This is a genomic window from Streptomyces sp. NPDC015127 (genome assembly GCF_043080095.1).
Lineage (GTDB): Bacteria > Actinomycetota > Actinomycetes > Streptomycetales > Streptomycetaceae > Streptomyces.
Window position 1 is genome coordinate 39,474 of record NZ_JBIBVE010000030.1, and the last position, 14,241, is coordinate 53,714.

Here is a 14,241-nt window from a genome sequence, read left to right on the forward strand (position 1 = left end):
GGGCCGGCCGGAGAGTTCTCCGTACCGGCCCCGATCCATGCGCGCCGAGCCCCGAGAACGTCAGTTGTCGTACTCGTCCAGCGGCGGGCAGGAGCAGACGAGGTTGCGGTCGCCGAAGGCGCCGTCGATACGGCGGACCGGCGGCCAGTACTTGTCCGCGGCGTTCACCCCGGCCGGGAAGACGGCCTCGTCACGGCTGTAGGCGTGGTTCCACTCGCCGCCGAGCGCACCCGCGGTGTGCGGGGCGTTGCGCAGCGGGTTGTCCTCCGCGGGCCACTCGCCCGTCGCGACCTTCTCGATCTCGGCGCGGATCGCGATCATCGTGTCGCAGAAGCGGTCGAGTTCGGTCAGGTCCTCGCTCTCCGTCGGCTCGATCATCAGCGTGCCGGCCACCGGGAACGACATGGTGGGCGCGTGGAAGCCGTAGTCGATCAGGCGCTTGGCGATGTCGTCGACGCTGACACCGGTCGCCTTCGACAGCGGCCGCAGGTCGACGATGCACTCGTGGGCGACCAGACCCGCAGGACCGGTGTAGAGCACCGGGTAGTGCGGCTCCAGGCGCTTGGCGATGTAGTTCGCCGCGAGCACCGCGACCTGCGTGGCCCGCTTGAGGCCCTCGCCGCCCATCAGACGGACGTACGCCCAGGAGATCGGCAGGATGCCGGCCGAGCCCCACGGCGCGGCCGAGATCGGGCCGACGCCCGTCTCGGGGCCCGCGGTCGGCTGCAGCGGGTGGTTCGGCAGGTACGGCGCGAGATGCGCGCGCACGCCGACCGGTCCGACGCCCGGACCGCCACCGCCGTGGGGGATGCAGAAGGTCTTGTGCAGGTTCAGGTGCGAGACGTCGCCGCCGAACCTGCCCGGCTTGGCGAGACCGACGAGCGCGTTGAGGTTCGCACCGTCCACGTAGACCTGGCCGCCGGCGTCGTGCACCTGGGCGCAGATGTCGGCGACGTGCTCCTCGAACACACCGTGCGTCGACGGGTAGGTGATCATCAGGACGGACAGCTCGTCGCTGTACTGCTCGATCTTGGCGCGCAGGTCCTCGACGTCGATCTCGCCGTCGTCGGCGGTCTTCACGACCACGACCTTCATGCCGGCCATCACGGCGCTGGCGGCGTTGGTGCCGTGCGCGGAGGACGGGATCAGGCACACGGTGCGCTGCTCGTCGCCGCCTGCGCGGTGGTAGGCGCGCACGGCCAGCAGACCGGCCAGCTCGCCCTGGGAACCGGCGTTGGGCTGGATCGAGACCTTGTCGTAGCCGGTGACCTCGGAGAGACGTTCCTCCAGCTCGTTGATGAGCGTCAGATAGCCCTCGGCCTGCTCGACGGGCGCGAAGGGGTGCATCTGGCCGAACTCCGGCCAGGTGACCGGCTCCATCTCCGTCGTCGCGTTCAGCTTCATCGTGCAGGAGCCGAGCGGGATCATGCCGCGGTCCAGCGCGTAGTCGCGGTCGGCGAGCTTGCGCAGGTAGCGCAGCATCGCGGTCTCGGAGCGGTGCTGGTGGAAGACGGGGTGGGTCAGGTAGTCGTCGGAGCGCAGCAGCGCGGCCGGCAGGCCTTCGGTGCTCGCCGCGTCCAGCGCCTCGATGTCGCCCTCGACGCCGAACGCGGACCACACGGCCGTGAGCTGCTCGCGGCCGGTGGTCTCGTCGCAGGCGACGGAGACGTGGTCGGCGTCCACGAGGTGCAGGTTGACCCCGCCCTCTCGCGCGGCGGCGACGACGTCGGCGGCCTTGCCGGGCACGCGGAGGGTGAGGGTGTCGAAGAAGGTGCCGGTCACGACCTCGACACCGCCGGCCCGCAGCCCGTCGGCGAGGACGGTGGCGTAGCGGTGGGTGCGCTCGGCGATGCCGCGCAGGCCGTCGGGACCGTGGTAGACGGCATACATGCCCGCCATCACGGCGAGCAGCACCTGAGCGGTGCAGATGTTGCTGGTGGCCTTCTCGCGGCGGATGTGCTGCTCACGGGTCTGGAGCGCGAGCCGGTAGGCCTTGTTGCCGTCCGCGTCGACGGAGACGCCGACGAGGCGGCCGGGCAGGCTGCGGGCGAACTTGTCGCGCACGGCCATGTAACCGGCGTGCGGGCCGCCGAAGCCCATCGGGACGCCGAAGCGCTGGGTGGTGCCGACGGCGATGTCCGCGCCGAGCTCGCCGGGCGAGGTCAGCAGGGTGAGGGCCAGCAGGTCGGCGGCGACCGTGACGATCGCGCCGAGCTCGTGCGCCTGCTCGACGACCGGCTTCAGGTCCCGCACGGCACCGGAGGCGCCGGGGTACTGGAGCAGCACGCCGAAGACGCCGCGCTCGGCGATCTCAGCCGGGATGCCCTCGCTGAGGTCGGCGGTGACGACCTCGACGCCGGTGGGCTCGGCACGGGTCTCGATCACGGCGACGGTCTGCGGCAGGGCGTCGGCGTCGACGAGGAAGACGCCGCCCTTGACCTTGCCGACCCGGCGGGCGAGCGACATGGCCTCGGCGGCCGCGGTGCCCTCGTCCAGGAGGGAGGCGCCGGATGTCGGCAGGCCCGTCAAGTCGGCGACGACGGTCTGGAAGTTCAGCAGGGCCTCGAGCCGTCCCTGGGAGATCTCCGGCTGGTACGGGGTGTACGCGGTGTACCAGGCAGGGTTCTCCATGACGTTGCGCAGGATGACCGGCGGCGTGAAGGTGCCGTAGTAGCCGAGGCCGATCATGGGCGCGAGCACCTGGTTGCGGTCGGCGAGCGAACGCAGTTCGGCGAGGACGTCGGCCTCGGTGCGGGCGTCGGGGAGGTTCAGCGCCTCGGCGCTCTTGATCACATCCGGCACCGCGGCGGCGGTCAGCTCGTCGAGCGATCCGTAGCCCACCTGTGCGAGCATCTTGGCCTGAGCAGCGGCGTCGGGCCCGATGTGACGCTGCTCGAAGGGGGTGCCTCGCTCCAGCTGGGAGAGCGGAATGCGGTTGGCGGTCATGTGGGAGGCCTCCTGGTCATGTACGACCTGCGAGGGGCATCACGGCGCGGATGCCCGGACGGCCTCCCCCTCTGTCATCTCGAACCTGAGAGCTTCACCGGGCGCCATGGGACGACGCGCCGGTTTTCACCGTCGGTGAGAGCGGATGCCGTCCGACGCCCGCCCTGCTTTCCAGAGTGACCTCGTCCGTGCGGTACAGGGGCCTGAGAGATTCCGGGGAGGATTTGCTCCTTCGGCGCCGCCGGTGGGATCACCGGTGGACTCTCCCGCACGGGGTCAACAGCCGATTGCCAGGGTACCAGCGCGTTCCCTCGGCGATCCTTCGAGTGGCCGACACCCGGGATCTGCCCTTTCGTAGTGACTGTAGAGCAGGTGCGACCACGTGGAGGGACCCGTGCAGACCGACATCGATCCGCGCAGCCTGATAGGCCGCAAGGCGTTCGACCGCGACGGCCACAAGATCGGGACCGTCGACGAGGTGTACCTGGACGACGCCACGGGCGAGCCCGAGTGGGCCGCCGTACGCACGGGACTGTTCAGCCGGGACGCCTTCGTGCCCCTGGAGCCGAGTGAGGTCGTCGACAACGCGCTCCATGTCCCCTACGAGCGCGCCCTGATCAAGGACGCCCCCGACTTCGGTGTCGGCCGCCATCTCTCCCCCGAGCAGGAACTCCAGCTCTACCACCACTACGGCCTCGACCTCTCCGCACCCCCGGCCCCGGCCCCGTCCGCCGGCGACCGCCCCGGCGACCGCTCCGGCGACCGCTCCTTCGGCCGCGTGGCGGGCCAGGAGGACTGAGGCCGACACCTCGCCCGTCGCTCTCCGGGCACGCCGATCCGGCAGCCCGGGCACCGGCGGCCGCCCACTGTCGGCCACGTGGACGCCCATGCCGAGCGCGGCCCTGACGCCTGCGGCACCTCCCTCCCCCGTCAGTCGCCGTGCGCCACCGGCCGGCCGTCCCCGCCCGGGACGGACGCGCTCCCCTCCGCCGGCACGTGCCGGGCGGGCTCGTCGACGGGCCTCCCTGCCGCCGTGCCCGCGGCGGCCACGTCCGGCGCCTGCGCCCCAGGAGGCGACGCCGGCACGAGCGGCAGGGGATCCGACGGCTGGAGGTCCTCGTCGTCGACACGGAACGTGCGCACCCGGCCCGGCGCCGAGCCCGGCTCCTCGAAGCGCACGGTCACGCGCCCCACCCCGCTCCCCTGCACCCAGCCCGCTCCGTACACGGCGTGCCGGACGTCCTGCCCGGCGGACCAGTGCCGCGCGGCGGCCTCGGCGGGTACGGGCTCCGTCGGCGCCGCCTCGCGCTCGGGCTCCGGCTGTTCACCGGGGGCGGCCGCTGACGCGGCGGAGGCAGCGGCCTCCTCCGCCGCCGCCTGCGCGAACAGGTCCTCCTGCGTGTAGTCGGCAAGCCCTGTCACCCCGACCCCCAGCAGCCGTACGCCCCCCGTCGTGTCCACGGACTCCAGCAGCCTGCCGGCCGCCTCCCGCACCACGGCCGGGTCGTCGGTGGGCCCCCTGAGCGTCTCGGAGCGCGTCAGCGTCGAGAAGTCGTAGCGCCGGACCTTGAGGACGATCGTCCGGCCGGAGTGCCCGCTCGCCCTCAGCCGCTGCACGCAGCGCTCGGCAAGCCGCTCCACCTCGATCCGGACCCGCACCCGGTCGTGCAGGTCCACGTCGAAGGTGTCCTCCACCGAGACCGACTTCGCGTCCCGCTCGGCGACCACGGGCCGGTCGTCGTGCCCGAGCGCCATCCGGAACAGCGCGGCCCCGTGCGCCCTGCCCAGCAGACGTACGAGCTCGTCCTCGCCGGCCTCCGCGAGATCGGCGACCGTGGTCATCCCGGCGCGCCTGAGGTGCTCCCCGGTCGCCGGGCCCACCCCGGGCAGCGTCCGCACCGGCAGCGGCGCGAGCAGCTCCCTCTCGGTGCCCGGCTCTATCAGCACCAGGCCATCGGGTTTCGCCTGCTCGGAGGCGATCTTCGCCAGCATCTTGGAACCGGCCAGGCCGACGGACCCGGTCAGCCCGGTCGCCGCCCGGATGTCGGCCCGCAGGCGCTCCCCCGTCGCACGGGCCGAGGCCGAGTCGTCGGCGGCCCCGCCCGCCTCCAGGTCGACGAACGCCTCGTCCAGGCTGAGCGGCTCCACGAGCGGCGACAGCCGGCCCAGCAACTCCATGACCTGCTCGCTGACCGAGCGGTAGAGCGAGAACCGCGGCACCAGATACGCGGCGTTCGGCGCCAGTCGTCTGGCCTGCGCCATCGGCATCGCCGAGTGCACACCGAACCGCCTCGCCTCGTACGACGCGGTGGCGACCACTCCGCGCGGCCCCAGCCCGCCGACCACCACGGCTTTCCCGCGCAACGAAGGCTTCGCCGCCTGCTCGGCGGCGGCGTAGAAGGCATCCATGTCCAGATGCAGGATCGTCGGCGCGGATCTCACACCCTCGATGCTGCCCTACGCCACTGACAACGTCGCCGCCCGAACGGCGAGGCGACAGGCCTCCACCCGCCGCCGCGCGGACGACTGATCCGGATCAGCCCGCCCGGTCGCGCCTGCGCCGGGCCAGCTCGTCCGCGGGGTTGTTGCCGACCAGGGTCTCGCCGGTGTCGATACGTTCGCCGTGGAGCTGCGAAAGGGCGGCCTCCACGTCCCGCCACACGACACCCACCGCGATCCCGAAGACGCCCTGACCGCCCTGGAGCAGGTCGACGACCTCGTCGGGCGACGAGCACTCGTACACCGTGGCCCCGTCGCTCATCAGCGTCATCCGCTCCAGGTCACGAAACCCCCGGGCCCGCAGGTGCTGGACGGCGGCGCGGATGTTCTGCAGCGCCACACCGGTGTCCAGGAACCGTTTGACGATCTTGAGGACGACCACGTCCCGAAAGCTGTAGAGCCGCTGGGTGCCCGATCCGTACGCCGGCCGCACACTCGGCTCCACCAGCCCCGTCCGCGCCCAGTAGTCGAGCTGCCGATAGGTGATCCCCGCCGCCGCGCACGCGGTCGGTCCCCGGTATCCGATGGTGTCCGCAGAGGGGTCGCCCGCGCTGTCCTGCAGCGGATACGGCCCGCCTTCCACCGGACTGATTCCGGGGCCGCCCCCAGCCGTACTGTCGCCGCTGCTTCTCACGCCGACCTCCGTCCTTGACCTGCCACCTCGAAGGTAGGGAGTCACCAGGGGTGCGTCAACGATCGCCACACTCGGCACGCCGAGTGATAATCACCCTGAGAGTGGTTTCTCGTGCCCCGATCCGGGGAAAGGCTACTCGAATGTGCCGCTGCCGCACGGCCGGCCGTTTCACCAGCCGCGACGGCGTCACTGGCTGCTGGAACCGAAGTCCTCGGGCGAGATCTGATCGAGGAACTCGCGGAACTTCTCCACCTCGTCCTCCTGCTCGTCCGGGATGGCGATCCCAGCGTCGTCGAGCACACCGTCACTGCCGTAGATCGGGGTCCCCGTCCGCAGGGCGAGCGCTATGGCGTCGGACGGCCTGGCGCTCACCTCGACACCGCTGGCGAAGACCAGCTCCGCGTAGAACACGCCCTCGCGCAGGTCCGTGATGCGGACCTCGGTGAGCTCCTGGCCAACCGCCTCGAGGACGTCCTTGAAGAGGTCGTGCGTCAGGGGCCTGGCGGGGGCCATGCCCTGCTGCGCGAAGGCGATCGCGGTCGCCTCCCCCGGTCCGATCCAGATGGGGAGGTACCGATCGCCTCCCACTTCACGCAGGAGCACGATCGGTTGGTTCGAGGGCATTTCGACCCGGACACCCACAACGTCGAGCTCGTTCACACAGCAACCCTAGGACGTGCGGACGAGGTTTGGGTAGTCGGGCTGGGCCAAGATCAGTGCAGCCGGACCCCGAGGGCGCTCTGCACCAGTGCCGCGTGCAGTCTCACGGCCAGCGCCGCCAGCTCCCTCGTGGTGGCCTCCGCATGTGCCCTGGTCTGCGGATTACGGTGTCTGCGCAGCGGCGTCACGATCTGCTCGACCAGCCCGGCGTCCCGCTCGGCGGACGCCTTCATCGCCCGCAGATGCCGCGGCTCGAGCCCGAATCTGCCGAGCTCGGCGACCAGCCGGGCCACCGTCACCGACTCGGCGTCGTAACCGCCGCTCCCGTCGGCCGTGAGCAGGCCGTACGACTCCCATTCGGCCAGCTCCTCCTCGCCCACCTCGGCGGCGGCCAGGAGCTCGGCGCGGCCGAGCCGCCGGGCCGTACGGCGCTCGCCCTCGGCGCCGTCACCCCCGTCGAACAGGTCGCGCTGCGCCCCCTGGACCGGCAGCTGGATCTGCTCGCCGCGCTCGACGGCGTCCAGCTGCTCGCGGATGACCTTGAGGGGAAGGTAGTGGTCCCGCTGCATGCGCAGGACGAGCGCCAGGCGCTCGACGTCCTGGGCGCTGAATTTGCGGTACCCGGACGGAGACCGGCTCGGCTCGACGAGCCCCTCGGCCTCCAGGAAACGGATCTTGGAGATCGTCACCTCGGGAAACTCGTCGCGCAGCCGGGCGAGCACCGTGCCGATGCTCATCGGCCGGTCGCCCGTGCCGGCGGTGCCGTGTCCGGCACCGCCCGTCGGTGTACGCAGCATGTACCTTCCCTGTGGGTCCCCCCGGACGAAGTCTGGGGGAGGTCACACGCCCCGCTGGCTCGCGTAGAACACCAGCCGGTACTTGCCGATCTGGACCTCGTCACCGTTCGACAGGACCACGGAGTCGATTCGCTCGCGGTTGACGTACGTGCCGTTGAGGCTGCCGACGTCGGAGACGCTGAAGCTGCCGTCCGGGCCGCGGCGGAACTCCACATGGCGGCGCGAGACCGTCACGTCGTCGAGGAAGATGTCGCTCTGCGGGTGACGGCCCGCTGTCGTCAGGTCACCGTCCAGCAGGAACCGGCTGCCCGAGTTGGGGCCGCGGCGCACCACCAGGAGGGCGGAGCCGAGCGGCAGGGCGTCGACGGCCGCCTGCGCCTCGGGCGACAGTGAGGGCAGAGCGGTCTGCCCGGTGACCTCGGAGTCGTACGCCTCGATCCCGGAGATCGAGATGGTCGAGGTCGTCTCGGAGGCGCGCTCGGCCGGAGCGCCACCGCGAAGCGGCGCACCGCAGTTGGAGCAGAACCGACCGGCCTCGGTGTTCCGGTGGCCGCACCTCGTACAAACCGGCAAACCCGCCATGGACGGATCCTCCTGCCGCGGTTGGCCCGCGTGGGGATTGGTCGCATACGGGTCGGGGGCAAACCCTCCACCCGTACTTGAGGTTGATGGTTCCCCGAAACCTATGCGCCCGGCACCGGCGGGGTCAACAGACGACGCGCCCTGTCCGCCCGAATTGTCGCCACCGGCGACCTCGTCGCGGAACAGCGGCCGCTCAGCTCCCTGCTCCTCGCTCTGGCCGTGGCGCGGCGCGCGATGGCGGGCATTGCCGTCCTCGCGGGCGCTCTTGCCGAACAACTTCCCAAACAACTTCACGGGCGTTTCCCCTTGACCGAAATAGACCCGCCCGTGGGGCAGGACGAACCCTGAACGAACACACCTGCCGACCCGGACATCCTCACAACGTCCGCAACCACCGGACAGTTTCCACCACGCACCACTGATCCGGTGCGTCGCCCCCCTGCAATCTTCCGCCCTGGTCCGGCAGTCCTCATGCTCCCCCGTTTCACTGCGAGGACGACCGAGCGTAGTCAGGCCGCTCCGCCGGTCGCAAGGCGTCGACAATGATCTTCTCCGAACGGGCCACGGTCGCCGTGGCCTGCTCCTTCTCCAGTGTCTGCACCACGCCACCAGGGATGTTGAGCGCCGGTTCCAGGTCCTGCGGCTTGCCGATGACCTTGAAGGTGTACGGCGCGCTCACACGCTTTCCGTCGACCTCTATATCGCCCGCCGTGCCGGAGAAGAACGTATCGGCGACGACCCGGACCCCGTTGACCTGGATCGCCTCCGCACCGGCCGCCCGCAGCTCCTGGATCGCGTCGAGCAGCATGTCCGGCTCCACCGTGCCCGACGGGTCGCCGATGGTGAGCGTGATGCCCGGACCCTGCGCGGCGACCGTGCCGGCGAGGATGCCGAGCTGCTGCTCCTTCTGAAGCGTCTGCTTGCGCGCCTCCTCGGCCTGATCCGAACTGTTCTCCAGCTCGGTGCGCTGGTCCTCCAGACGCCGCTTCTCGTCCTCCAGGCGCTGCGAACGGTTGTCGAGATCGTCGAGGATGCGCACCAGGTCCTCCTGGCGCGCCCCGCGCAGCGCACTCTCGTCGCTGTTGGACCGCACCTGGATGGCCAGCCCCAGACCGAGCACGAACAGCAGGACCGCCACGATGAGTTGGGCCCGCGTCACGCGAGGCGGCCAGACAGCGGCGCCCAGCCGCTGCCGTCCCGTCTGCGAGGGCGCCTCGTCGGGCGCGGGCGCGGGCTGCTGCGGCGCCGGCGGGGCGAGCGGCGGCAGCGGCTCACGCCTCGGCTCCGGCGAGCCGCTGTTGGGCTTCTCTTCGCTGTTCATGTTCGTCACGCCCGGAAGACATGCCGGCGGATCGCGGCGGCGTTGGAGAAGATCCGGATACCGAGGACGACGACCACGCCCGTCGACAACTGGGCACCCACCCCGAGCTTGTCGCCGAGGAAGACGATCAGCGCGGCCACGACCACGTTGGAGAGGAAGGAGACGACGAAGACCTTGTCGACGAAGATCCCGTCGAGCATGGCCCGCAGGCCGCCGAACACGGCGTCCAGAGCGGCGACCACCGCGATCGGAAGGTAGGGCTCGACCACCGCCGGCACCTCGGGCCGGATCAACAGTCCGACCACGACTCCCACGACGAGGCCCAGTACGGCGATCACGATGTGCCCTTCCCTGTGTCAGCCGTACCCGGCCCGCTGCCCTGGTCGGCGTCGGCGGTCATCGGCTCTGCTGTACGTACGATCAAGCTCGGGGCCGCGGGCAGCCGCACCGTCTGCTCGTCGGAGATGCTGGAGCGGATGCCGAAGTTCTCCTGCAGCGCGTGCAGATACTGCCCGTCGGCGCTGTCCTGGAACGCGGTGCTCAGCCTGTTCCCGTCCCCCACCGCCAGCACCGTGTACGGCGGCACCAGCGGCCTGTTGTCGACCAGTATGGCGTCGCCCGCCGCGCGGATCGCCGAGAGGGCCGTCAGCCGCTGCCCGTTGATGGCCACGGCTTCCGCGCCCGACTCCCACAGCCCGTTGACGACACGCTGCATGTCACGGTCGCGGACCCGGCCCGTGTCGGAGAAGCCGCTGCTCTCACGCGGCCCGTCGCCGCTCTGGTCGGTGCCCTTGGCGTCGTCCACCACGAGCTTCACGCCCGGCCCGACCACCTCGGTGGCACCGGCGAGCAGACCCACGAGCGCGCCCTGGTCGCCGCCGTCGGTGTTGAGGGCCTTGCGCTGGCGCTCCTGGACGTCGTCGCGGAGCGCGTCGACACTCTCCTCGAGCTCGTCCACGGAACCGGTCTGCGCCTGGACGCGGTCGATCAGCTCCTCGCGCTCCTTCGCCAGCACCGGTGCGGAAATCCGCGCCTCCGCGGCACCCACGGTGACCACGATGGCGGCCAGCACCAGACCGGCGGCGAGCCCGAGCTTGGCGCGCAGCGTCCGGGGCAGTCCCCCGTCGGCCCGGCGCGCGGCCGCCTCGGCGTACCCGTCGTCGAGGCTGTGCTCCATCACGTTCGTCAGCAGCGACATCGACGCATCGGGACGCGCGGGCGGAGATCCTGTGCTCCGAACGGGGGGCTGCTGCGACATGCCGCACATCGTCGCATGTCGCAGCCGCTACCGCCGAATGGCCCCACCGGTGTGCCGGGCGCCACCCCGCAAAGGCGGCCGGCACACCGGTGGCCGCCTCACCGACCGGCGCTGTCCACGACCGACGCCCATTCGTCGAGCAGGGCCTGCGCCGAAGCGTCGTCGGGCCCCTCCGCCCACAGGTGGGTGACCGCCTCGGCCGGGTCGGGCAGCACCATCACCCAGCGCCCGTCGGCCTCGACGACGCGCACACCGTCCGTGGTGTCGACATGTCGATCACCTGCGGCCTCGACGACCCGGCGCATAACCAGGCCCTTGACGGCCCACGGCGTCGCCAGATCACGCTTCAGCACGTGGGCCCGAGGGATCCGGGCATCGATCTGGCTCAGCGTGAGCTGCGTACGGGCCACCAGCCCCACGAGCCGTACGAACGCGGCCGTGCCGTCGAAGACACTGCTGAACTCGGGCACGATGAATCCGCCGCGGCCGTCGCCGCCGAAGATCGTGGTCTCCTCCCGGCCCACCCGCGTCAGGTCGTCCGGCGATGTCGTCGTCCACTCCACCTGCGTGCCGTGGTACGCGGCGACCTGCTCGGCGATCCTCGTGGTGGTCACGGGCAGAGCGACCCGGCCGCTGCGCCGCTCGGCGGCCACGAGGTCCAGCAGGACCAGCAGCGCCCGGTCGTCCTCGACGATCCGCCCCCTCTCGTCGACGAGCGACAGCCGCTCACCTACGGGGTCGAAGCGCACACCGAACGCGGCCCGCGCGGACGCGACGATCTCACCGAGCCGCACGAGCCCCGACCTGCGCGCGTCCACGGACTCGGTCGGCCGCGACTCGTCGAGACCCGGGTTGATCGTCAGAGCCTCGACGCCGAGGCGGCCGAGGAGGCTCGGCAGCACGAGGCCGGCGCTGCCGTTGGACGCGTCGATGACCACCTTGAGCCCGGACTCGGCGATTCCCGAGGTGTCCACGTTGCGGAGCAGGGAGCCCGTGTACGAGTCGAACACGCTCGACGGGAAGTGCAGGTCACCGATCTCGCCCGGGAACGCCCGGCGGTACTCCTGGCGCGCGTACACCCGGTCCAGCTTCCGCTGGCCGCCCTGCGACAGGTCGGCGCCGCGTTCGTCGAAGAACATGATGTCGACGGAGTCGGGCACGCCCGGGGACGTACGGATCATGATGCCGCCCGCGCTGCCCCTGGCCGTCTGCTGCCGCGCCACGGGCAGTGGCACGTTCTCCAGGTCCCGGACGTCGATTGCGCTGGCCTGCAGAGCGGAGATGACCGCCCGCTTCAGGGCTCGGGCACCACGGGAGTGGTCCCGGGCCGTGGTGACGGTGGCGCCCTTCTTGAGCGTCGTCGCATACGCCCCGGCCAGGCGCACGGCGAGCTCCGGGGTGATCTCCACGTTCAGGATGCCGCTGACACCCCTGGCGCCGAACAGATGCGCCTGCCCGCGGGACTCCCAGATGACCGAGGTGTTGACGAACGCGCCGGCCTCGATGGTCTTGAACGGATAGACCCGCACGTTGCCCTGGACGATCGACTCCTCGCCCACCAGGCATTCGTCACCGATCACCGCGCCGTCCTCGATCCGCGCGGCACGCATGACATCGGTGTTCTTGCCGATGACGCAGCCGCGCAGATTGGCCTGCTGCCCGATGTACACGTTGTCGTGGACCACGGCCTTGTGGAGGAACGCCCCGGACTTGACGACGACGTTGGAGCCGACGACCGTGTGCTCGCGGATCTCGACCCCGGCCTCGACCTTGGCGTAGTCACCGACATACAGCGGCCCGCGCAGCACGGCGTCGGGATGCACCTCGGCGCCTTCGGCGACCCACACGCCGGGAGAGATCTCGAACCCGTCGATCTCGACGTCGACCTTCCGCTCCAGGACGTCGGCCTGCGCCTTCACGTAGCTCTCGTGCGTGCCGACGTCCTCCCAGTAGCCCTCGGCGACATAGCCGTAGATCGGCTTGCCTTCCTTCATGAGCTGCGGGAAGACGTCGCCCGACCAGTCGACGGGGACGTCGGGCTCGACGTAGTCGAAGACCTCGGGCTCCATCACGTAAATGCCTGTGTTCACGGTGTCCGAGAAGACCTGGCCCCAGGTCGGCTTCTCGAGGAAGCGCTCGACCTTCCCCTCCTCGTCGACAATCGTGATGCCGAATTCCAGAGGGTTGGGCACCCGCGTCAGACAGACGGTGACAAGGGCGCCCTTCTCCTTGTGGAAGGAGATCAGGTCGGTGAGGTCGAAATCGGTGAGGGCGTCACCGGAAATGACGAGGAAGGCATCGTCCTTCAGCGCTTCCTCGGCATTTTTCACACTCCCCGCGGTGCCGAGTGGCTTCTCCTCGTTGGCATAGGTGAGCTCCATTCCGAGCTCTTCGCCGTCACCGAAATAGTTCCTGACGAGTGAGGCGAGAAACTGCACGGTAACGACGGTCTCAGTGAGCCCGTGCCGCTTGAGCAGCCGCAGTACATGCTCCATGATCGGCCGGTTGGCGACCGGCAGGAGCGGCTTGGGCATGCTCGAGGTCATGGGGCGAAGTCGTGTTCCTTCGCCACCAGCCATCACGACGGCCTTCATGTCGGAAGCGTCCTCCTTGAAGAGATGACGGTCCAGCCGACTTCACCCGCACGAACAGACCCTCAGGTGGCATCCACGCCCGGCGACACTGCCGGTCACCGTGTCTTCGGGGTCAATCGGCCTCTGCGTCCGCCTTGACGAGTCGGCGGACCTGAACCACATAGAGGATCCCTGCCCACCAATAGAGAGTTGTACCCCATCCGGCGAACGCCCATCCGAAAATCGCGGCCAGTGACGCAAGCCATCCGGTTCCGTCACTCAGGAGCAGCAAGGGGAAGGCATACATGAGGTTGAAGGTGGCCGCCTTGCCCAGGAAGTTCACCTGGGGTGGCGGATAACCGTGCCTGCGCAGGATGTACACCATCACCAGCAGCATCAGTTCCCGGGCCAGAAGTGCAGCGGTCAACCAGAGCGGAAGAATCTCGCGCCAGGTCAGTCCCACGAGGGTGGAGAGGATGTAGAGCCGGTCGGCGGCCGGGTCGAGGATACGGCCCAGGCTGCTGATCTGGTTCCACCGGCGGGCGAGCTTCCCGTCGAGATAGTCGCTCACCCCGCTCAGCATCAGAACGAGCAATGCCCAGCCGTCGCTCTTCGGCCCACCGAACTCGGGGCGAAGAATCAGCCACAGGAAGAGCGGCACTCCGAGCAGGCGCGCCATGCTGAGGATGTTGGGGATGGTGAGTACCCGGTCCGTCTGGACGCGGGTCTCCTGGACCTCCACCCGGGGGCCTCCTGTGGGAAACGTACCGACGATGCCCCCTGACCTTACCGGCAGCCGCTCGGGCACCGAGCACAGGGGTCGCACCGAAGCCACGCCGGCGACGATCGGTGACGGGATGAATCCACTCCGAAATGGCCCCGGAACGCAGAAAAGCCCCGGAACCAGGTTCCGGGGCTTCCCCACAATGATTGTTCGGCGGCGTCCTACTCTCCCACAGGGTCCCCCCTGC

General features: G+C 70.2%; 12 protein-coding genes and 1 riboswitch. Of the genes, 1 reads left to right on the forward strand and 11 read right to left on the reverse strand.

Annotated features, from left to right (window positions below):
* Positions 1-60: 60 nt before the first annotated feature.
* Complete coding sequence (gcvP, locus tag ACF08N_RS34970) at positions 61-2,946, reverse strand: aminomethyl-transferring glycine dehydrogenase (protein WP_392328772.1); 2,886 nt, start codon at positions 2,944-2,946, stop codon at positions 61-63.
* Positions 2,947-3,127: 181 nt separating this feature from the next.
* A riboswitch (glycine riboswitch) is annotated at positions 3,128-3,225 on the reverse strand.
* Positions 3,226-3,340: 115 nt separating this feature from the next.
* On the opposite strand from gcvP, the gene ACF08N_RS34975 reads away from it, so the two are divergent.
* Positions 3,341-3,745, forward strand: a complete 405-nt coding sequence (locus ACF08N_RS34975; RefSeq protein ID WP_392328773.1) for a PRC-barrel domain-containing protein — start codon at positions 3,341-3,343, stop codon at positions 3,743-3,745.
* Between the two features lie 131 nt (positions 3,746-3,876).
* On the opposite strand, the gene ACF08N_RS34980 is transcribed toward ACF08N_RS34975, so the two are convergent.
* From ACF08N_RS34980 to ACF08N_RS35025, 10 genes are all read right to left on the reverse strand, one after another.
* Positions 3,877-5,388 (reverse strand): DNA polymerase IV, encoded by a 1,512-nt coding sequence (locus tag ACF08N_RS34980; protein WP_392328774.1) that lies wholly within the window; start codon positions 5,386-5,388, stop codon positions 3,877-3,879.
* A 94-nt stretch (positions 5,389-5,482) separates the two neighbouring features.
* Entirely contained in the window at positions 5,483-6,079 is a 597-nt protein-coding gene (locus tag ACF08N_RS34985; RefSeq protein ID WP_392328775.1) for a MerR family transcriptional regulator, read from the reverse strand.
* A 186-nt stretch (positions 6,080-6,265) separates the two neighbouring features.
* On the reverse strand, positions 6,266-6,739 hold the full coding sequence (locus tag ACF08N_RS34990) for a bifunctional nuclease family protein (protein ID WP_026281837.1): 474 nt from the start codon (positions 6,737-6,739) through the stop codon (positions 6,266-6,268).
* A gap of 53 nt (positions 6,740-6,792) precedes the next feature.
* Positions 6,793-7,536, reverse strand: coding sequence for a MerR family transcriptional regulator (locus ACF08N_RS34995; protein ID WP_392328776.1), 744 nt, complete (start codon positions 7,534-7,536; stop codon positions 6,793-6,795).
* A 42-nt stretch (positions 7,537-7,578) separates the two neighbouring features.
* Entirely contained in the window at positions 7,579-8,541 is a 963-nt protein-coding gene (locus tag ACF08N_RS35000) for an FHA domain-containing protein (RefSeq protein ID WP_392328782.1), read from the reverse strand.
* 61 nt (positions 8,542-8,602) lie between these two features.
* Positions 8,603-9,439 carry a DUF881 domain-containing protein gene (locus ACF08N_RS35005; RefSeq protein WP_392328777.1) on the reverse strand — a complete coding sequence of 279 codons (837 nt, stop codon included), beginning with the start codon at positions 9,437-9,439 and terminating at the stop codon, positions 8,603-8,605.
* A 5-nt stretch (positions 9,440-9,444) separates the two neighbouring features.
* Positions 9,445-9,777 carry a small basic family protein gene (locus ACF08N_RS35010; protein WP_010469069.1) on the reverse strand — a complete coding sequence of 111 codons (333 nt, stop codon included), beginning with the start codon at positions 9,775-9,777 and terminating at the stop codon, positions 9,445-9,447.
* A complete protein-coding gene (locus ACF08N_RS35015; RefSeq protein ID WP_392328778.1) occupies positions 9,774-10,697 on the reverse strand; it encodes a DUF881 domain-containing protein in 924 nt (307 codons plus the stop codon). Before ACF08N_RS35015 ends, ACF08N_RS35010 begins: the two co-directional genes overlap by 4 nt.
* A 98-nt stretch (positions 10,698-10,795) precedes the next feature.
* A complete protein-coding gene (locus tag ACF08N_RS35020) occupies positions 10,796-13,291 on the reverse strand; it encodes a sugar phosphate nucleotidyltransferase (RefSeq protein WP_392328779.1) in 2,496 nt (831 codons plus the stop codon).
* Positions 13,292-13,403: 112 nt separating this feature from the next.
* The gene (locus tag ACF08N_RS35025; RefSeq protein WP_392328780.1) at positions 13,404-14,012 is read right to left on the reverse strand and encodes a CDP-alcohol phosphatidyltransferase family protein; all 609 of its coding nucleotides are present in this window, start codon (positions 14,010-14,012) and stop codon (positions 13,404-13,406) included.
* Positions 14,013-14,241 lie beyond the last annotated feature (229 nt).